Origin of the sequence: Nocardioides sp. OK12 (assembly GCF_024341885.1) — a bacterium.
Taxonomy (GTDB): Bacteria; Actinomycetota; Actinomycetes; order Propionibacteriales; family Nocardioidaceae; genus Nocardioides; species Nocardioides marinisabuli.
On record NZ_BNET01000003.1, the window covers coordinates 286,567 to 304,958 of the forward strand.

Sequence of the window (18,392 nt, forward strand, 5' to 3'; positions counted from 1 at the left end):
AGGCGCAAAGCGCTACGTTACCCCAAGATCACGGGCGCGACAAGATATGCACGCACCGGAGACGATGGATGTCCCGATGATGATGAGCCTTGGGCGCGACGGGGTCAAGCACCCCGGCCGTGCCGGGGCGCCCGCGCCGGCTCACTCCTGCAGCGGGGTGGTGGACAGGTCGTCCACCAGCCAGGTGCCGTCCTCGCGCACCATGCGCATCGTGACCTGGTCCTTGTAGACCACGGGCTCGTCCATCCCCTTGTTCAGGGTGGGCCGGTTGACGAAGAGCAGCACGTCGACCCGGTCACCGCTGGTGCGCACCACCGCGGAGTCGACCACCTCGACCTCCACGACCGGCTGGACCTCCTCGAGGTTCGGCTCGAGCGCGGCCACGAGCTGGTCGTAGTCCTCCTGGTAGTCGACGGTCATGTAGGAGCGCGCCGCCGCCGTGGACTCCTCGAAGGAGCGGTAGTCGTAGGACAGGACCGGGCCCACGGCACGCTCGGCCGTGGCGCGCGCCTGCTCGGCCGACTCCTCGATCTCGTTGCCGCCCTCGGCGGCCGAGACCACGCGCTCGTTGGGCTGCACCCACACCACCACGGCCGCGCTCACCGACAGCACCGCCAGCACGGCCAGGACCACCAGCGCCCAGCCGGGCACCAGCGGGAGCCGGGACCCGGTCGGCGGCACGGCAGCCGCCGGGGTCGTCGGGGTCGCCGGGGAGGTCGTCGGGGTCGCGACCGGTTCCTCGGGCTCGGGCTCGTCGCTGCGCCCCGCCTCGAGGGCGGCGTCGTGCTCGGCCCGGCGCGCGGGGTCCAGGAGCACCTCCGCGGCCTGGTTGAGCAGGCGGAAGCGGCGCTCGCTGGGGTCGAGGTCGGCGATCGCCGAGCGCCACGCGCTGCGCACCTCCTCGGTGCTCGCGTCGGGCTCGACGCCCAGCACGTCGTACCAGCTGGCCCCGGTGGCGCTCACTGCTCTCCCCCGTCGCTGCCGTCGCTGCCGTCGCCGCTGCCGCTGCCGTCGCCGGGCTCGGTGGGCTCGGCGGGCAGCACGCCCTGGCCGGTCACCGGGGCGAAGTCGTCGACCTGCCACTCCCCCTCGACCCGCACCAGCTCGACGCGCACGCGGTACTGCGAGGGCGTGCCCTCGGCCCGCTCCGCGTCGTCGCCCTGGGCGAAGGAGTTGGTGAACTGCCCCGCGACCAGCGCGGTCGCGGAGTCGGCGTCGAGCGTCGAGACGCCCACCGCGTAGACCTCGCTGGTGCGACCCAGGCCGGCCTGGGCCACGGTCTGCTCGGCGGTGCCGACCGACTCCTCGAACTCGGTGCGGAACTTGGCGGTGATCAGCTCGGAGACCAGCTCGCGGTACTCCGGCATCCGGCCGTCCTCGTCGAGGAGGTCGGGGCCGTAGGTGTTGACCCGCAGCATGAACTGGCTGGCCACCTCCATGACCTGCTCGCGCTCCTCCTGGATCTCGTTGCGGCCCTGGGCCACGTTGGAGACCCGTTCGGCGAGGTTGCCGTCGGCGCTGGAGCTGCGGGTGGCGACCACGTAGCCCACGACGACGACACCTGCGACGAGGAGCACGACCAGCACGGCGGCCAGCGCCAGGCGGAAGCCGGGCGCTGCGACGCGCGAGGTGGTGCCTGCTGCCGGGTCGTGCGGGTCGGTCTCGTCGCTCGTCACCGGTCGGCGACGAGCGGCTGGAGGAACAGCCACTTCCAGGACTCCTTACCGAGCGTGGGCGGGGCCACGCTACCCGGTGCCGACAACGCCGCCGGGGGCCGGTCGCCCCAGGTCAGCTCGCCGGTGTCGGGGTCGAAGGAGGCCACCACCGACGACGGGTCGTACTGCGCCGCCGGGCGGGGGTTGACGTTCTGCGCACCACGGGCGTTGCTGACCGTGGGGGGCTCCTCGCAGCGCGCGTCCTCGTTCATCGGGCGGTTCTCGCCGTTCTGCGGAGGCCGGGTGTCGGTGCTCTGGTAGCCGTCGTGGCAGATGGGGTTGTCGGTGATGATCAGGCCGAAGTGGGCGTCGTAGAGGCCGGTGTCGGGGGACTTGGAGACGACCGTGAAGCCGCCCTCGACCACGTACGGGTAGATGACCAGCAGCTGCTCGATGCCGTCGAGGTGGCGCACGACCACCTCGCCGGTGGTGACCAGGTTGTTGACCAGGCTGCCCAGCTCGACGCGGTTGTCCTCGATGAGGCCGCGCAGCTGCACCGCGGCGGGCGAGCCGTTGGCGATCAGGCGGCGCAGGTCGGGATCGGCGTCGGCCAGGGTGCCCGAGAACAGGGCCAGCTGGTCGGCGAAGGTCCGGATGGCGCTCTCGGAGGCGATCTGGCCGTTGAGCACCACGTTGGAGTCGCGGATCAGCGCCGTGGTGACGTCGAAGTTGTCGTTGGCGGTCTCGATGAAGGAGTTGCCGGTGTCGATGATGCGCTGCAGGTCCTCGCCGGTGCCCGCGAAGGCCTCACCCAGCTCGCCGACCGTGGTGCGCAGCGCCTGCCGGTCGACCGAGCCGACGGTGGTCGAGAGGTTCTCGAGGAGCACCTCGACGGCGATCGGGGTGCGGGTGTCCTCCAGCGCGATCTCGGAGCCCTGCTCGAGGTAGGGCTCGGTCTCGACCTTCGGCTGCAGCTCGACGTACTGCTCACCCACCGCGGAGCGGTTGCCGACCACCGCGAGGGTGTCGGCGGGGATCGTGTCGTAGTCGTTCTCGATCGACAGGTAGGCGTCGACGCCCTCGTCGGTCAGCTCGAGCTTGTCGACCCGGCCCACGCCCACACCTCGGTAGGTGACCTCGCCGCCGGCGAAGATGCCGCCGGAGCGCTCGAGGTGGGCCACCACGGTGTAGGAGCTGTCGTAGAACAGCCGGTCGAGCTGGGCGTAGCGCGCGCCGACGTAGGAGACGCCGAGCAGCGTGATGATCACGAAGACCAGCAGCTGGACCTTGGTGCGGCGAGTGATCATCGGGACACCATCCCGGGCACGAGCAGGGTCACGAGGTCCTCGTCGTAGATCGCGGCGAGCTCGGCCATCGTCGGGCCGCGCTCCGTGTCGAAGCCGGGGCGCAGGAGGCCCCCGACGATCGGCAGCTCGGGGAGGCCGGGGAGGCCCCCACCGCCACCGCCGCCGCCCAGGTTGGGCAGGCCGGGCACGTTGGCCAGCAGCTTGCAGACCACGGTGTCCTTGTTCTTCTTCTTCAGGCACACCTCCTGCAGCTTCAGCAGCTTCTCGGGCGTCGAGAGCACCTTCTGGCAGGCCTTGGAGGTCAGGCTCCCGCTCTGCAGGCACGCGGCGACGTCGCCGAGCAGCTTGGTCGGGTCGAGGTCGGTGGGCAGCAGCGTGGGCAGCTCGCTGGGGACGCCGGTGATGCCGCCGGACAGGTCGATCTCGAGCTGGATGTCGAGGTTGGTGTAGTCGCCCATGTGCAGGTTGCGGGCGACCTGCGGGTCGCGGCCGACGACCTCGTCGACGAAGGGGTAGGTCAGGAAGACGTTGAACGCCTTGACGAAGGCGTCGCCGGAGTCGGCGAGCTCGGTCAGCACCGGCTGCAGCTGGGTCAGCGTCGCGATGGTGTCCTGCTTGGTCGCCCTGATCACGCGCACGCCCACGTCACCCAGGCGGTCGAGCGCCTGGAGCATGCCGACCAGGTCCTCGCGCTGGCGGTCCAGCGAGACCAGGGCGGTCGGCAGCTCGTCGAGGGCCAGGTTGATGTCGTCCTGCTGCTCGCGCACCGCGAGCGCCAGGTCGTTGAGCCTCGCGATGGCGTCGACGATGTCGGCCTTGTTGTCGTCGAGGGTGCCCACCAGCGTGTCGACCTGGGTCAGCACCGACTTGGCGGAGTCCTCGCGGCCCTCGAGGGCGAGGTTGAGCTCCTGGGTGATCGTCTTGAGCTGGGCCACGCCGCCGCCGTTGAGGACCAGGCTCAGCGCACCGAGCACCTCCTCGACCTCGGGGTTGCGGCCCGTGCGGTCGAGCGGGATGACGTCGCCGTCACCGAGCTCGCCACTGCCGCCGTCGGCCGGGGCCGAGAGCGAGACGAACTTCTCGCCGAGCAGGCTGGTCTGGCGGATCTCGGCCAGCGGGGCGTCGGGCAGGTCGGTGTCGTTGCGCAGCTCGAGGGTGACCTCGGCGACGGTGCCGTCGAGCTCGATGTCGGTCACCTTCCCCACGTCGACCTCGTTGAGCTTGACGGTCGACTTGGGCACCAGGTCGAGCACGTCGGCGAACTGCACGGTCACGGTGATCGGGTCGTCACCGGTGTCGGTGCCGCCGGGCAGGGGCAGCTGGTAGACGTCGAAGTCGCAGGCGCTCAGCGTCAGCGACGCCGCCACCATGGCGAGGGCCAGTCGGGTCCTGCGCATCAGCGGGTCACCTCCACGAGACCACCCAGGGACGGGTCGAACGGGTCGGGGTCCGCGGCGGTGGTGCCGCCGCCCCGCAGGGCGTCGAGCGCTCCGGGCCGCGGCAGGGTGTCCTGCACCAGGTCGCACAGGCCCCCGGTCGGGTCGACGGAGTTCACGACGGTGCACAGCAGCAGCGAGGGGTCGTTCACGAGCTGGTTCTCAAGGTTGCCGATGTTGGCGTTGGTGTCGAGCGTGCCGGCCTGGGGGTTGTAGGTCAGGTACAGGTTGTTCAGCGCCAGCGGCGCCACGGAGAGCACCTCGTCGAGGTTGTTGCGCTGCTTGACCAGCACCTTGGCCACCCGGTTGAGCCCCTTGATGTCGCGTCCGAGGACGTCGCGGTTGGTCTTCACGAAGTCGTTGACCTCGCCCAGCGCGGTGGACAGGTTGCCCAGCGAGGCGGCCAGCTCATGGCGCTCCCCCGCGAGCAGCTCGGAGACGTCGGCCAACGACTGGTTGAACTGGCGCACCGTGGTGTCGTTCTCGGCCAGGGTGCTGACGAAGGCCTGGACCTCGCTGAGGGAGGAGAAGAGCTCGTCCTTGTTGTCGTCGAGCGTCTCGGAGAGCCGGCTGAAGTCACCGATGGTCTGGTTGAACGCGGCGCCCTGTCCCCCGAAGTTCTCGGCCGTCACCTGCAGCAGGTCGTTGAGCGCACCGTTCTTGTTCGCGCCCTCCGGGCCCAGGGCGACGTTGAGCCTATCGAGGCTGGCGTAGATGTCGTCGAGCTCCAGCGGCACCGAGGTGCGGTCGACGCCGAGGATCGTGCCCTCGGCGATCTCGTCGCCGTCCTCGTAGACCGGGGTCAGCTGGATGTAGCGGTCACCCACGATGGAGGGGGCGATGATGACGGCGCTGGCGTCGGCCGGCACCTGCACGTCGGCGTCGTAGGACATGGTCACCACGACCTCGGTGCCCGAGGGCACCACGGTCTCGACCTGGCCCACCGGCACGCCGAGGACACGCACGTCGGAGCCTTCGTAGACCGACACCGTGCGCGGGAACTGGGCGGTGAGCATCTTGCGGTCCTCGCCGCCCAGGAAGGTCAGCGCGGCGGCGACCAGGAGGGCGAGGACGACCAGCGGGACGGCGAAGCGGCGGACGGCGCTCACGAGATGCCACCTCCGTTCAGGACCTCGGGGATCGGCGGGAAGTTCTGGATGTAGGTGTCGAACCAGGGACCGTTGCCCAGGGTGTTGGCGAAGACGCGGTAGAACGGCGCCATCAGCCGGATGCTGTCGTCGATGTTGTCCTCGTTCTTGTTCAGCACCGCGAGCACCTCCTCGAGCTCCTCGAGGGCAGGCGTCAGGTCGCTGCGGGTGTCGCGGACCAGACGGGTCAGCTCGGTGGAGAGCTCGGTGGTGGAGACCAGCAGCCGGTGGATCTGGTCGCGCCGGGCCACCAGCGCCTGGAACAGCACGTCGGCGTCCTTCATCAGGTCGACGAGGTCCTCGTCGCGGTCGTCCAGCACCGTCGAGACCCGTTCGAGGTTGGTCAGCAGGCTGCCGATCTCCTCGTTCTTGTCGGCGATGTTGGTCGAGAGCCGCGAGACGCCGTCGAGCGCGGCACGGAACTCCTCGGGGGTGTTGCGGGTCAGGTCGGCCAGGGTGGTCAGCGACCGGGCCAGCTGGTCGGTGTCGATGTCGCCCGCGGTGTCGGCGAGGCCCTCGAAGGCCTCGACGACGTCGAAGGGCGAGGTGGTGCGGGCCACCGGGATGGTGGCGCCCTCCTCGAGCTGGCCGGACCCGGCCGGGTCGACGGAGAGGTACATCGAGCCCAGCAGCGTCTTGACCTTGATGTCGGCGCGGCTGTCGGGGCCGAACCCGGAGTCGGTCTTGACCTGGAAGGCCACCCGCACGACGCCGTCGGAGAGCTCGATGCTCTTGACCTGGCCCACGCGGACGCCGGCGATGCGCACCTCGTCGTCGGGCTGGAGCCCGCCGGCCTCGGAGAACTCGGCGTAGTAGGTGTCGCCGCCGCCGATGAGGGGCAGGTCCTGGGCGCGGAAGGCCGCGACCAGCAGCACCGCCAGCACGCTGAGGCTGACCAGTCCCACGATCACGGGGTTCCGCTCACGGAAGGGGGTCATCCGAGATCACACCTCTCCGCACCGGTGTTGAAGTTCACCGGGACCGGGCTGCCCCCGGGCAGCCGGACCCGTCCCTCGAAGCCGCAGAGGAAGAAGTTGAAGTAGGAGCCGTAGATCGCGGTGCGCCCCACCTTGGTCAGCTTGATCGGCAGCACCTGCAGGGCCCGGTCGAGCTCGCCCTTGTTGCGGTTGATGTTGCCGGCCAGGCGCCGCAGCTGCTTGACGTCGTTGGTGAAGGGCTGGCGGATGCCCCCGACGAGGTCAGAGGTCTGCTCGGAGAGCAGCGAGATCTGCTCGAGCGAGCCGAGGATCGCGCCGCGGTCCTGCTTGAGCCCCTTGACCAGGGTCCGGAAGTTCACGATGAGGTCGCTGAGCTGGTCGTCGCGGTCGGCGATGTTGTCGAGCACCTGGTCGAGGTTGGTGATCAGGTCGCTGATCAGCTCGTCGCGGTCGGCGAGCGTGCTGGTGACCGAGGCGGTGCTGGCCAGCAGGCTCTCGAGCGTGCCGCCCTCGCCCTGGAAGACCTGCACGACCTCGTAGGACAGCTTGTTGACGTCGGCCGGGGAGAGCGCCTGGAACAGCGGCTTGAAGCCGTTGAAGAGCACCGTGAGGTCGAGTGCCGGCGAGGTGTTGGAGACGTCGATCGTGTCGCCCTCCTCGAGGGCGGTGGTCTCCCCCACCTGCTGGGTCAGCGAGATGTAGCGCTGGCCCACCAGGTTGCGGTAGCGGATCGACGCCCGGCTGGCCTCGGTGAGCGTGACCTCCTCCTCGAGGTCGAAGCTGACGAGCGCACGGGTGCGGTCGACGACCTCGACATCGGTGACGGTGCCGACCTTGACGCCGGCCACCCGCACGTCGTCGCCGGACACGACGCCGGTGGCGTCGACGAACTCCGCCTTGTACTCCTTGGAGTCGGCGAAGGAGATGTTGCCGATCGTGATGATCAGCACGCCCGTGGCCAGCAGCGTGACGACCACGAAGATCAGGAGCTTGACCAGCGCGCCGGCGGTCTGGGCATCGAGGACCTTGCTCATCGCAGGCTCACCTCCGCGCCGCGCGCCATCGGGCCCAGCAGGAGGGCACCGAGGTCGGGGACGTCGCTGGCGCTGACGCCCATGCCGGGCGCGAGCAGCGACTTGAGCAGCTCGCTCTCGGCCAGGCTGCCGGCGTAGCCCTGCCCTGCGTCGAAGGACGGGCCCGGGGTGACCCGGCTGGTGCCCTTGCCGGTCGGCTCGTCGACGCCGTCGTCCATGTCGGGCTGCACCTGGTTCGGGTTCTCCTGGCTTCCGGGCGGGCTGGGCAGGTTGAGGCAGTTGGGCCCACGGTCCTCGCCGTAGCGGGGCTGGTCGTTGGCGTTGTAGCCGCGCGGCTGGTTGGGCAGCGTCTCCAGCACGATGTGCAGGGTGAAGTTGCGGAACGCCTCGGCCTGGAGCTTGCCGGCGTTGACGATGCCGCGCGTGAGGCAGGTGAACTGCGGGGAGTACTTGGCCAGCAGGCGCACCTGGGGCTCGGAGACCTCCCCGAGCCGGATCAGGTTCTGCTCGTTCTCGGCCAGGAAGGTGCGGGCGCTGCCGGAGAAGGCGCTGACGTCGCGGAACAGCGCGTTCAGCGTGTCGGACTGCTCCTCGAGCGTGCCGAGGGTGGTGACCTGGTCGCGCAGGATCTGGCCCACCTCGGGCAGCACGTCGGCGTAGATGTCGGAGACCTCGGCCGTCAGCCGCAGGTCCTCGATCGCGCCCGGCAGCTGGGGGTTGAACCGCTTGAGGTAGGAGTCGAGCGTCTCGAGGTTCTCGCCGAGCTGGTCACCGCGGCCCTCGAGGGCGGTGGCCAGGGCGTTGAGGGTCATGTTCAGCTCGGCGGGCTGGACCGTGCGCAGCAGCGGGTTGAGGTCGGAGAGCACCTTCTCGACCTCGGTGGCGACCTCGGTGCGGTCGATGACCGCCCCGGCCTCGATGCTCGGCCCACCGACGTCGTCGCCCTCGACCACCAGCGCGACGTACTTCTCGCCGAAGAGGGTCTTGGGCACGATCGAGCCGGTGACGTCGGCCGGGATCGTGTCGATGTCGTCGGGGTAGAGCCCCAGCGTGATGTCGGCACCGGCCTCGGTGGGCACGTAGTCGAGCACCTCGCCGACGATGACGCCACGGATCTTGACGTCGGCACGCTCGGGCAGCTGCAGGCCGATGCGCGAGCTCTGCAGGGTGACCTCGTCGTAGTCGACGAACTTCTTGGTGAAGATGGCGTAGGTCAGCCACGCGCCGCCCACCAGCATCGCCAGGAAGACGATGCCCAGGAGCTTGAACTGTCGAAGGATCATCGTCTCAACCCGCCAACCGCACGGTGGTGCTGGAGCCCCAGATGGCCATGGACAGGAACAGGTCGATCACGTTGACCGCCACGATGCTGGTGCGCACCGCGCGACCCACCGCGACGCCCACGCCGGCGGGGCCGCCGCCGGCGTTGTAGCCGTGGTAGCAGTGGATCAGGATCACCGCGACCGCGAAGACCAGCACCTTGCCGAAGGACCACAGCACGTCGCCCGGTGGCAGGAACTGGTTGAAGTAGTGGTCGTAGGTGCCCGCGCTCTGGCCGAAGAACTGGGTGACGGTCAGGCGGGTGGCGAAGTAGGAGGAGAGCAGGCCCACGACGTAGAGCGGGATGATCGCGATCAGGCCGCCGACGATGCGGGTGGTGACCAGGAACGGCATCGAGGGGATCGCCATCACCTCGAGGGCGTCGACCTCCTCGGAGATCCGCATCGCCCCGAGCTGGGCGGTGAAGCCGCAGCCGACGGTGGCCGCCAGCGCGATGCCGGCCACCAGCGGGGCGATCTCGCGGGTGTTGAAGTAGGCCGAGACGAACCCGGCGAACGGCGCGGTGCCGAGCTGGTCGAGCGCGGCGTAGCCCGACAGCCCGACCTGGGCGCCGGTGAAGAACGTCATCGCCAGGATGACGCCCACCGTGCCGCCGATGACCGCCAGCGCGCCCGAGCCGAGCGTGACCTCGGCCAGGATGCGCAGGATCTCGCGCGGGTAGCGCTTGATCGAGCGCGGCGAGGCGATCAGGGCGCGGATGTAGAACGCCAGCTCCTCGCCGAGGCGGTCGAGCGCTCCGGCGGGCTTGGTGTAGACCGACTTGATGCTTGCCATCTGCCTCAGCCCGTCTTCGGGGGGACGACCTGGAGGTAGATCGCACTCAGGACGAAGTTGACGATGAACAGGAGGACGAAGGTGATGACAACGGACTCGTTGACCGCGTCACCCACGCCCTTGGGGCCGCCGTTGGCGTTCATGCCCTTGTAGGCCGCCACGATGGCGGCGATCATGCCGAAGATCAGCGCCTTGAGCAGGCCCACCCACAGGTCGGGCAGCTGCGCCAGCGCGGTGAAGCTGGCGATGTAGGCACCGGGCGTACCGCCCTGGAGCCCCACGTTGAAGACGTAGCCGCCGGCCACACCGACGACGCTGACCAGGCCGTTGAGGAAGACCGCGACGAGCATCGCCGCGAGCACCCGGGGCACCACGAGCCGCTGGATCGGGTCGATGCCCAGCACCATCATGGCGTCGAGCTCCTCGCGGATCTTGCGCGCGCCGAGGTCGGCGGCGATCGCCGAGCCGCCCGCGCCCGCGATCAGCAGGGCCGTGCCGATCGGCGCGGCCTGCTGGACCACCGCCAGCACCGAGGCCGAGCCGGTGAAGGACTGGGCGCCGAACTGCTTGATCAGGCCACCGACCTGCAGCGCGATGACCGCGCCGAAGGGGATGGCGACCAGCGCGGTCGGGATGATGGTGACGGACGCGATGAACCAGGCCTGCTGGATGAACTCGCGCAGCTGGAAGGGACGACGGAAGAGCCCACGCCCCACGTCGAGGGCGAAGGCGAAGAGGTTGCCCGCTGCCCCGAAGGGGGCGAGCACCCGGGTCGCCGTTGTGGTTGCCACGTGTCTCCGGTCCCCCTCAGGCCCCGGGAGCCATGGAGATGTTGTCCTCGAAGGACCCCGGCGGCGGGGTCACGCCCTGCTCGCGGCACCAGGCACCGGGCTCGCGCTGCGAGCGGCGGGGGATGCCGTTGGAGGGCTCGAGCTGCATCGGGATCGGGGGCAGGGGCGGGAGCTCCTGGTCGGACTCGGCCGCCAGCTCGTCGGCGTCCTTCTCCTCCGACATGCCGATCGGGCCGATCTTCTGGGCGTTGAGGAACTGGCGCACGACCGGCTCCTCCGAGCTCAGGAGCATCTCGCGGGGACCGAACATGGCCAGGTGCTTGTGGTAGAGCAGGCCGATGTTGTCGGGCACCGTGCGGGCGGTGTTGATGTCGTGGGTCACGATCAGGAACGTGGCGTCGATCTGGGCGTTGAGGTCGACGATGAGCTGGTTGAGGAACGAGGTGCGCACCGGGTCGAGGCCCGAGTCGGGCTCGTCGAAGAGCACGATCTCGGGGTCGAGCACCAGCGCGCGCGCCAGGCCCGCGCGCTTGCGCATGCCGCCGGAGATCTCGCCGGGCAGCTTCTGCTCGGTGCCGATCAGGCCGGTCAGGTCGAGCTTCTCCATGACGATGGCGCGGATCTCGGACTCGCTCTTCTTGGTGTGCTCGCGCAGCGGGAAGGCGATGTTGTCGTAGAGGTTCATCGAGCCGAACATCGCGCCGTCCTGGAACAGCACCCCGAAGAGCTTGCGGATCTCGTAGAGCTCGCGCTCGGAGCAGGAGGCGATGTCGGTGCCCTCGATGATGATCGAGCCCCGGTCGGGCTTGAGCAGCCCGATCAGCGTCTTGAGGAAGACCGACTTGCCGGTGCCCGAGGGCCCGAGCATCACGCAGATCTCGCCGGCGGGGATCGTCAGCGACACGTCACCCCAGATCAGCTGCTTGCCGAACGACTTGGTCAGGTCGTTGACCTCGATCTCCACGCCCATGCCGTGCTCCCCTTCGCGGTCTGCGCTCGTCGTCCCGTGCTGGAGCCCGGACCGGCTCACACTCATCAGTAACAACGCTGCCTGCGCCGTGAGGTTACGCATTATTGTCACGTCCGTCACTCCGGCGCCGGGTTTCGAGACCAACCCGTCACCACTCACCCGTTCGGGTCGCTCACCGCGCCCCACCTGCGAAAACGCGACCCCGGACGCGGACCCAAATGCAACGACCCCCGTCGACCATCAGGTCGACGGGGGTCGTCGGTGTCAGTGACAGGTCGTCACTTGAGGGTGACGGTGGCGCCGGCGCCCTCGAGGGACTCCTTGGCCTTCTCGGCCGCAGCCTTGTCGACCTTCTCCAGGATCGCCTTGGGGGCGGCCTCGACCAGCTCCTTGGCCTCCTTCAGGCCGAGCGAGGTGAGGGCGCGCACCTCCTTGATGACGTTGATCTTCTTGTCACCAGCGGCCTCGAGGACGACGTCGAACTCGTCCTGCGCAGCGGCCTCGTCGCCACCGGCGGCACCGCCGGCGGCGGGGGCGGCGGCCACGGCGACCGGGGCGGCCGCGGTGACGTCGAAGGTCTCCTCGAACTGCTTCACGAACTCGGAGAGCTCGATGAGGGTCATCTCCTTGAACGCGTCGAGGAGCTCGTCGGTGCTGAGCTTCGCCATGGTGGCGGTTCCTTCCGTTAGGTGGCCGGCACCGGGTCAGGTGCGGTTCGGCCGGGTTTCAGGTGGTGTGCTGCCGTGCTGAGTCGGGACGACTCAGGCCTCGGCGGTGTCGCCCTCGTCGGAGGTCTCCGCCGCAGCGGGGGCCTCGTCGGCGGGGGCCTCGGCCGCAGCCGGGGCCTCCTCGGCGGCGGCCGGGGTCCCGGCACCACCTGCGAGGATCGAGGGGTCCTGCTCGGCCTTCGACTCCAGCGCACCCGCGAGACGGGCGACCTGGGCGATCGGGGCCTGGAACAGGGAGACGGCGTTCTGGAGCGACGCGAGCATCGCGCCGGCCAGCTTGCCCATGAGGACCTCGCGCGACTCGAGGTCGGCCAGCTTGGCCACCTCCTGCGCGGAGAGGGGGCTGCCGTCCAGGATGCCGCCCTTGATGATCAGAGCGGGGTTGGCCTTGGCAAAGTCACGCAGACCCTTGGCGGCCTCGACCACGTCACCCTCGATGAAGGCGATGGCGGTGGGGCCGACGAGGATGTCGTCGAAGCCGGAGATGCCCACCTGGTTGGCGGCGATCTTGGCGAGCGTGTTCTTGACCACGGCGTAGTTGGCGTTCTCGCCGAGGGAGCGGCGCAGGTCCTGCAGCTCCTTCACGGTGAGACCGCGGTAGTCGGTCAGCACAGCGCCAGCAGAGGTGTTGAACTGCTCAACGATCTCTGCGACGGCTGCCTGCTTGTCTGGCCGCGCCATGGGTCTCCTTCCGGACGGTGAGACCGTGGTCCGGTGGGCCTGGCCCTGAGACGACGAACGCCCCGAGCGCAGGCTCAGGGCGGGTTCCCGTCCGTGACGGGTGGCTCTGTACTCCTGCGCTGGTCGCCCGATCACTCGGAGCCTTCGGTCACCCCACGTGCGTGGCGCGACGACCGGCGGTCTCTGGTTACGAGCAGGAGATTACGGCGTCCACGGGGGCACGGCCAAATCGGCTCGTCGCCTGCTGCCTGGCAGGATCGGCACCATGACCTCGCGCACGCCGCTCCGCTCCCTGTCCCCCGACGAGCTCGCGTCCTTCCGCGCCGCGCAGCAGGAGGCCTACGCCGCGCTCCGCGCGCGCGGGCTCACGCTCGACCTGACCCGGGGCAAGCCCGCCAGCGACCAGCTCGACCTGTCCGACCGGCTCCTGGACCTGCCCACCGGCACGACCGACCGCAACGGCGCCGACGTGCGCAACTACGGCGGCCTCGAGGGGCTCACCGAGCTGCGCGAGATCTTCGCCGAGCTGCTCGAGGTCGAGACCGCCCAGCTGATCTGCGGCGGCAACTCGAGCCTGACGATGATGCACCAGGCGCTGACCTACCTGCTGCTGTGGGGCGGCCCGGGCTCGGAGCGGGCCTGGAAGGACGAGCCGGTCGTGAAGTTCGTCTGCCCGGTCCCCGGCTACGACCGCCACTTCTCCATGCTCGCCGACTTCGGCATCGAGATGCTCAGCGTGCCGATGAACGCCGACGGGCCCGACGTCGACGCCGTCGCCGCCCTGGTCGCCGACGACCCGGCCGTCAAGGGCATGTGGGTGGTGCCGACGTACGCCAACCCGACCGGCTCGGTGGTCTCCCCCGAGGTCGCGCGGGCGCTGATGTCGATGCCGACCGCCGCGCCCGACTTCCGGGTCTTCTGGGACAACGCCTACGCGCTGCACCACCTCACCGACGACGAGGCGCACAGCGCCGACGCGCTGGGCCTGGCCGCGGCCGCCGGCAACCCCGACCGCCCCGTCATGTTCGCCTCGACCTCCAAGATCACCTGGGCCGGCGCCGGCGTCGCGGTCATGGCGACCTCGGAGGCCAACAAGGCCTGGTTCCTCCAGCACCTGTCGATGGCCTCGATCGGCCCCGACAAGGTCAACCACCTGCGCCACGTCGAGCTCTTCGGCGACGCCGACGGCGTGCGCGAGCACATGCGCCGCCACCGGGCCCTGATCGCCCCCAAGTTCGCCGCCGTCGACGCGGCCCTGACCGAGGGCCTGGAGGGCCTCGAGATCGCCGAGTGGACCCGCCCGACCGGCGGCTACTTCGTGAACCTCGACGTGCTCGACGGCACCGCGACCCGGGTCGTGCAGCTGGCCAAGGAGGCCGGCATCGCGCTGACCCCCGCCGGGGCGTCGTACCCGCACGGCCAGGACCCGCGCGACCGCAACATCCGCCTGGCCCCGACCTTCCCGCCGCTCGACCAGGTCGAGACCGCCATGGCCGGCGTGGCCACCTGCGTGGCCCTGGCCGCCGCGGAGGCCCTCACCGCCTGACCCCCGCCGGCCCCGGCCGCAGACGCACGAAGGCCCGGCCCCTCCGCGGAGGGGCCGGGCCTTCGTCGTCCCCGGAGGGCTCAGGCGGCTGAGCAGGTCAGGCCTGGGCCTCGTCCTCGGACGCGACGTTCTTGATGCGGTTCGGGTCGACCTGCACACCCGGGCCCATCGTGGTGGAGACGGTGACGCGCTTGATGTAGCGGCCCTTGGAGCTGGCCGGCTTGAGGCGCAGCACCTCCTCGAGGGCGGCGGCGTAGTTCTCGGCCAGCTGCATCTCGCTGAAGGACGCCTTGCCGATGATGAAGTGCAGGTTGGCGTGGCGGTCGACGCGGAACTCGATCTTGCCGCCCTTGATGTCGGACACGGCCTTGGCCACGTCCGGCGTCACGGTGCCGGTCTTCGGGTTCGGCATCAGGCCGCGGGGGCCCAGGACGCGGCCGAGGCGACCGACCTTGCCCATCATGTCGGGGGTGGCCACGACGGCGTCGAAGTTGAGGTAGCCGCCGTTGACCTTCTCGATCAGCTCGTCGCCACCGACCTCGTCGGCGCCGGCCTCACGGGCGGCCTCGGCCTTGTCGCCGTTCGCGAACACCAGGACGCGAGCGGTCTTGCCGGTGCCGTGGGGCAGGTTGACGGTGCCGCGCACCATCTGGTCGGCCTTGCGGGGGTCGACCCCGAGGCGCATGACGACGTCGACGGTCTCGTCGAACTTCTTCTTGCTGGTGGTCTTGGCGATCTTGATCGCGGCCAGCGGGGCGTGGAGCTCGTCCTGGTCGAACTGCTCCGCGGCCGCGCGGTAGGTCTTGCTGCGCTGCATGTCTGGTCTCTCTCTTCTTGGTCCAGGTGTGGTCAGGTGGGCCAGCGCGGCCCTGCCACAGGTGCGGTACGCCGACCCGCGCGGGGTGCGACGACGTGCGACGACTGGGTCGGTCGCGTGATCAGTCGGTGGTGATGCCCATGGAGCGGGCGGTGCCCTCGACGATCTTCATCGCGGCGTCGATGTCGTTCGCGTTGAGGTCGGGGAGCTTGGTCTGGGCGATCTCGCGCACCTGGTCCTTGGTCAGCTTGCCGACCTTCTCCTTGTGCGGGACGCCGGAGCCCTTCTGGAGGCCGGCGGCCTTCTTGATCAGCTCCGCGGCCGGCGGGGTCTTCGTGATGAAGGTGAAGGACCGGTCCTCGTAGATGGTGATCTCGACCGGGATCACGTTGCCGCGCATGGACTCGGTCTGCGCGTTGTAGGCCTTGCAGAAGTCCATGATGTTGACGCCGTGGGGACCGAGCGCGGTACCGACCGGCGGGGCGGGCGTCGCGGCGCCGGCCTGCAGCTGCACCTTGACCAGTGCGGCGATCTTCTTCTTGGGAGGCATGAAGCTGGTTCTCTTTCTCTCTCGTGGTCATGACGAGGGCGGGTTGAGGCCCTCTGCCACCTGCGTGTTGCGTGTCGCGCCCACCATTGTGCGGCGCGCGGACCCCGCCGGCCCAATCGGACCGGGCGGAAGGTGCCTCAGACCCGCTGGATCTGGCTGAAGCTGAGCTCGACCGGCGTCTCGCGGCCGAAGATCTCGACGAGCGCCTTGACCCGCTGGGCCTCGGCGTTGATCTCGGTGATCGTGGCGTGCAGCGTCGCGAACGGACCGTCGACGACCATGACCGAGTCGGAGACCTCGAAGTCGGCGACCTCGACGGGCTTCTTGGCGGTGGTCGGCGAGCCCGGCGAGGCGGTGCCGGCGGCGACGGCCTCGGCCTCGGCGCGGGCCACGACGGCGGGGGCCAGCATGTCCTCGACCTCACGCATGGTGAGCGGGACCGGCTGGTGGGAGTTGCCGACGAAGCCGGTGACCGAGGGCGTGTGGCGCACCGCGGACCAGGACTCGTCGGTCAGGTCCATGCGCACGAGCACGTAGCCGGGCAGGACGGTGCGCTTGACCATCTTGCGCTGGCCGTTCTTGATCTCCGCGACCTCCTCGGTGGGGACCACGATCTCGTGGATGTAGTCCTCCATGTTGAGGGAGATGATGCGGTTCTCCAGGTTCGACTTCACCCGGTTCTCCATGCCGGAGTAGGTGTGCACGACGAACCAGTCGCCCGGCTTGGCCCACAGCTCGCGGCGGAAGGCCTCGAGCGGGTCGTCGGCGTCCTCCTCGGGCTCACCCTCGGCCTCGGCCTCGACCTCGTCGGCGACCTCCGCCTCGTCGGCCTCGGCGTCGGCGACCGCCTGGGCGGCGCTGTCGTCGACGGCACCGTCGACGGCCTCGTCGGCCTCCGGGTGCGACACCGGCTCCACCGGGTCGACCTCGGGGTTCTCCGACGTCTCCGTCTCCTCGGTCTCGACCGAGTCGTACTGCTCCGTCACGCGCTGCTCCATCACGTTGCTGTGCTCAATTGCCTGCGCCGGCGTGCGCCGGTCGCGGGGGGCCGTGGCCGCGGCGGTCACCCGTCGCGGCTGCGGTCACTGGTCGGACTGGCCGGTGAAGACGAAGAACGCCAAGCGACCCAGACCGAGGTCGAGGGCCGAGATGATCGCCATCATCATCAGGACGAAGACCATGACCACGATGAAGTACGTGACCAGCTGCTCCTGGGTGGGCCAGACGACCTTGCGGAGCTCGGCGACCACCTGTCGGTAGAACGTCACCGGGTTCGTGCGCTCGGCCTTCTCGCCGTCGCGGACCGGCTTGCTGTCCGACACGCCGTCACCATTCCTTCGCTCGTCCGTCCGGCCTCACCGACCAGATGTCCTGCAGGGCACGAGGGACTTGAACCCCCAACCTTCGGTTTTGGAGACCGATGCTCTGCCAGTTGAGCTAGTGCCCTCCGGTGGCACCCGGGCACGCCGAAGCATGTGGGGCTCCACCAAACGAGGAGTCTACGGGGAAGGTCCCGGCCGCGTCCAAACCGGCCCCGGCCCCCGGCGCGCCCCCGGGCTCGACGTCGGGCTCCGGGGTGGGCTCTAGGGTGGACGTCATGAGCCAGTCGTGGGGACCCGACGTTGCGTGACCTGCACCAGCTGCCCAAGGCCCACCTGCACCTGCACTTCACCGGCTCGATGCGCCACGAGACGCTGCTCGAGCTGGCCGAGCGCGACCAGGTGGTCCTGCCCGACTCCCTCGTCGAGGACTGGCCGCCGCGCCTGAGCGCCGCCGACGAGAAGGGGTGGTTCCGCTTCCAGCGCCTCTACGACGTGGCGCGGTCGGTGCTGCGCACCGAGGACGACGTACGACGCCTGGTGCGCGAGGCCGCCGAGGACGACGTGGCCGACGGCGGGCGCTGGCTGGAGATCCAGGTCGACCCCAGCGGGTACGCCGCCCGCTTCGGCGGGGCGACCGCCTTCACCGACCTGGTGCTCGACGCGGCGGCCCAGGCCTCGCGGGAGACCGGGCTGGGCATCGGGGTGCTGGTCGCGGCCAACCGCACCCGGCACCCCCTCGACGCCCGCACCCTGGCCCGGCTCGCCGCGCAGTACGCCGGGCGCGGGGTGGTCGGCTTCGGGCTGTCCAACGACGAGCGGCGCGGCACCACCGCCGACTTCGCGGCCGCCTTCCGCATCGCGGGCCGCGCCGACCTGCTGCTGGCGCCGCACGGCGGCGAGCTGCGCGGGCCCGAGCACGCCCGCACCTGCCTCGACGAGCTGCACGCCGACCGGCTCGGGCACGGGGTGCGCATCGCCGAGGACCCCGCGCTGCTCGAGCGGGTCGCCGCCGACGGGGTGACCCTGGAGGTCTGCCCGGTCTCCAACGTCGCGCTCGGGGTCTACTCCGACCTGACGTCGGTGCCGCTGCCGACCCTGCTCGAGGGTGGCGCGCAGGTCGCGCTCGGCGCTGACGACCCGCTGCTCTTCGGCTCGCGCCTGGCCGGGCAGTACGCCACCATGCGCGCCGCGCACGACCTCGACGACGCGACCCTGGCCGAGCTCGCGCGGATGTCGCTGCGCGGCTCGCGCGCGCCCTCCGACGTGCGGGAGCGGGCCCTGGCCGACATCGACGCCTGGCTGGCGGCCCCCGACCGCGACCGGTGACCGGCCGGGCGCGGTGAGAGGATGCCTG

19 protein-coding genes and 1 tRNA gene are annotated in these 18,392 nt (G+C 70.2%); 2 read left to right on the top strand and 18 right to left on the bottom strand.

What is annotated here, in order from left to right:
- Nucleotides 1–141: 141 nt before the first annotated feature.
- From OCU29_RS08785 to rplJ, 13 genes are all read right to left on the bottom strand, one after another.
- Nucleotides 142–963 carry a J domain-containing protein gene (locus OCU29_RS08785; RefSeq protein WP_261819623.1) on the bottom strand — a complete coding sequence of 274 codons (822 nt, stop codon included), beginning with the start codon at nucleotides 961–963 and terminating at the stop codon, nucleotides 142–144.
- A complete protein-coding gene (locus OCU29_RS08790) occupies nucleotides 960–1,676 on the bottom strand; it encodes a hypothetical protein (RefSeq protein WP_261819624.1) in 717 nt (238 codons plus the stop codon). The genes OCU29_RS08785 and OCU29_RS08790 overlap by 4 nt, the downstream gene beginning before the upstream one ends.
- Nucleotides 1,673–2,962: an MCE family protein gene (locus OCU29_RS08795; RefSeq protein ID WP_261819625.1), complete on the bottom strand. Its 1,290-nt coding sequence runs from the start codon at nucleotides 2,960–2,962 to the stop codon at nucleotides 1,673–1,675. Before OCU29_RS08795 ends, OCU29_RS08790 begins: the two co-directional genes overlap by 4 nt.
- Nucleotides 2,959–4,359, bottom strand: a complete 1,401-nt coding sequence (locus OCU29_RS08800) for an MCE family protein (protein WP_261819626.1) — start codon at nucleotides 4,357–4,359, stop codon at nucleotides 2,959–2,961. Before OCU29_RS08800 ends, OCU29_RS08795 begins: the two co-directional genes overlap by 4 nt.
- Nucleotides 4,359–5,507 (bottom strand): MCE family protein, encoded by a 1,149-nt coding sequence (locus OCU29_RS08805; protein ID WP_261819627.1) that lies wholly within the window; start codon nucleotides 5,505–5,507, stop codon nucleotides 4,359–4,361. The genes OCU29_RS08800 and OCU29_RS08805 overlap by 1 nt, the downstream gene beginning before the upstream one ends.
- Nucleotides 5,504–6,457: an MCE family protein gene (locus OCU29_RS08810; RefSeq protein WP_306799014.1), complete on the bottom strand. Its 954-nt coding sequence runs from the start codon at nucleotides 6,455–6,457 to the stop codon at nucleotides 5,504–5,506. Before OCU29_RS08810 ends, OCU29_RS08805 begins: the two co-directional genes overlap by 4 nt.
- A 23-nt stretch (nucleotides 6,458–6,480) precedes the next feature.
- A complete protein-coding gene (locus tag OCU29_RS08815; protein WP_179614388.1) occupies nucleotides 6,481–7,518 on the bottom strand; it encodes an MCE family protein in 1,038 nt (345 codons plus the stop codon).
- Entirely contained in the window at nucleotides 7,515–8,801 is a 1,287-nt protein-coding gene (locus OCU29_RS08820; RefSeq protein ID WP_179614389.1) for an MCE family protein, read from the bottom strand. Before OCU29_RS08820 ends, OCU29_RS08815 begins: the two co-directional genes overlap by 4 nt.
- Nucleotides 8,802–8,805: 4 nt before the next feature.
- Nucleotides 8,806–9,633, bottom strand: a complete 828-nt coding sequence (locus tag OCU29_RS08825) for an ABC transporter permease (RefSeq protein ID WP_179614390.1) — start codon at nucleotides 9,631–9,633, stop codon at nucleotides 8,806–8,808.
- Between the two features lie 5 nt (nucleotides 9,634–9,638).
- Nucleotides 9,639–10,424, bottom strand: coding sequence for an ABC transporter permease (locus OCU29_RS08830; RefSeq protein WP_179614391.1), 786 nt, complete (start codon nucleotides 10,422–10,424; stop codon nucleotides 9,639–9,641).
- A 16-nt stretch (nucleotides 10,425–10,440) separates the two neighbouring features.
- Nucleotides 10,441–11,394 carry an ABC transporter ATP-binding protein gene (locus tag OCU29_RS08835; protein ID WP_261819628.1) on the bottom strand — a complete coding sequence of 318 codons (954 nt, stop codon included), beginning with the start codon at nucleotides 11,392–11,394 and terminating at the stop codon, nucleotides 10,441–10,443.
- A 278-nt stretch (nucleotides 11,395–11,672) separates the two neighbouring features.
- Nucleotides 11,673–12,062 carry a 50S ribosomal protein L7/L12 gene (gene rplL / locus OCU29_RS08840; protein ID WP_179614393.1) on the bottom strand — a complete coding sequence of 130 codons (390 nt, stop codon included), beginning with the start codon at nucleotides 12,060–12,062 and terminating at the stop codon, nucleotides 11,673–11,675.
- A 93-nt stretch (nucleotides 12,063–12,155) separates the two neighbouring features.
- Nucleotides 12,156–12,803 carry a 50S ribosomal protein L10 gene (gene rplJ, locus OCU29_RS08845; protein ID WP_179614394.1) on the bottom strand — a complete coding sequence of 216 codons (648 nt, stop codon included), beginning with the start codon at nucleotides 12,801–12,803 and terminating at the stop codon, nucleotides 12,156–12,158.
- A 265-nt stretch (nucleotides 12,804–13,068) separates the two neighbouring features.
- Here rplJ and OCU29_RS08850 point away from each other — a divergent pair, with 265 nt between their 5' ends.
- Complete coding sequence (locus OCU29_RS08850) at nucleotides 13,069–14,349, top strand: aminotransferase (RefSeq protein WP_261819629.1); 1,281 nt, start codon at nucleotides 13,069–13,071, stop codon at nucleotides 14,347–14,349.
- A gap of 97 nt (nucleotides 14,350–14,446) precedes the next feature.
- Here OCU29_RS08850 and rplA read toward each other — a convergent pair whose 3' ends face one another.
- The 5 genes from rplA to OCU29_RS08875 form a co-directional block, all read right to left on the bottom strand.
- Nucleotides 14,447–15,166: a 50S ribosomal protein L1 gene (rplA, locus tag OCU29_RS08855; protein WP_179614396.1), complete on the bottom strand. Its 720-nt coding sequence runs from the start codon at nucleotides 15,164–15,166 to the stop codon at nucleotides 14,447–14,449.
- Between the two features lie 121 nt (nucleotides 15,167–15,287).
- Nucleotides 15,288–15,716 carry a 50S ribosomal protein L11 gene (gene rplK, locus OCU29_RS08860; RefSeq protein WP_179614397.1) on the bottom strand — a complete coding sequence of 143 codons (429 nt, stop codon included), beginning with the start codon at nucleotides 15,714–15,716 and terminating at the stop codon, nucleotides 15,288–15,290.
- A gap of 137 nt (nucleotides 15,717–15,853) precedes the next feature.
- On the bottom strand, nucleotides 15,854–16,783 hold the full coding sequence (gene nusG, locus OCU29_RS08865; protein WP_370463663.1) for a transcription termination/antitermination protein NusG: 930 nt from the start codon (nucleotides 16,781–16,783) through the stop codon (nucleotides 15,854–15,856).
- 15 nt (nucleotides 16,784–16,798) lie between these two features.
- A complete protein-coding gene (gene secE / locus OCU29_RS08870) occupies nucleotides 16,799–17,038 on the bottom strand; it encodes a preprotein translocase subunit SecE (protein ID WP_179614398.1) in 240 nt (79 codons plus the stop codon).
- A gap of 52 nt (nucleotides 17,039–17,090) precedes the next feature.
- A tRNA-Trp gene (locus OCU29_RS08875) sits at nucleotides 17,091–17,163 on the bottom strand.
- A gap of 175 nt (nucleotides 17,164–17,338) precedes the next feature.
- Between OCU29_RS08875 and OCU29_RS08880 the strand changes: the two genes are divergently transcribed.
- Nucleotides 17,339–18,364: an adenosine deaminase gene (locus OCU29_RS08880; protein WP_261819630.1), complete on the top strand. Its 1,026-nt coding sequence runs from the start codon at nucleotides 17,339–17,341 to the stop codon at nucleotides 18,362–18,364.
- The last annotated feature ends 28 nt before the right edge of the window (nucleotides 18,365–18,392 follow it).

Bases quoted from the DNA above. Each gene is read 5' to 3' on its own strand.
- OCU29_RS08795 (WP_261819625.1), bottom strand. From the start codon at position 2,962: ATGATCACTCGCCGCACCAAGGTCCAGCTGCTGGTCTTCGTGATCATC.
- OCU29_RS08800 (WP_261819626.1), bottom strand. From the start codon at position 4,359: ATGCGCAGGACCCGACTGGCCCTCGCCATGGTGGCGGCGTCGCTGACG.
- OCU29_RS08815 (WP_179614388.1), bottom strand. From the start codon at position 7,518: ATGAGCAAGGTCCTCGATGCCCAGACCGCCGGCGCGCTGGTCAAGCTC.
- OCU29_RS08820 (WP_179614389.1), bottom strand. From the start codon at position 8,801: ATGATCCTTCGACAGTTCAAGCTCCTGGGCATCGTCTTCCTGGCGATG.
- OCU29_RS08825 (WP_179614390.1), bottom strand. From the start codon at position 9,633: ATGGCAAGCATCAAGTCGGTCTACACCAAGCCCGCCGGAGCGCTCGAC.
- OCU29_RS08835 (WP_261819628.1), bottom strand. From the start codon at position 11,394: ATGGGCGTGGAGATCGAGGTCAACGACCTGACCAAGTCGTTCGGCAAG.
- rplL (WP_179614393.1), bottom strand. From the start codon at position 12,062: ATGGCGAAGCTCAGCACCGACGAGCTCCTCGACGCGTTCAAGGAGATG.
- rplJ (WP_179614394.1), bottom strand. From the start codon at position 12,803: ATGGCGCGGCCAGACAAGCAGGCAGCCGTCGCAGAGATCGTTGAGCAG.
- OCU29_RS08850 (WP_261819629.1), top strand. From the start codon at position 13,069: ATGACCTCGCGCACGCCGCTCCGCTCCCTGTCCCCCGACGAGCTCGCG.
- rplA (WP_179614396.1), bottom strand. From the start codon at position 15,166: ATGCAGCGCAGCAAGACCTACCGCGCGGCCGCGGAGCAGTTCGACCAG.
- rplK (WP_179614397.1), bottom strand. From the start codon at position 15,716: ATGCCTCCCAAGAAGAAGATCGCCGCACTGGTCAAGGTGCAGCTGCAG.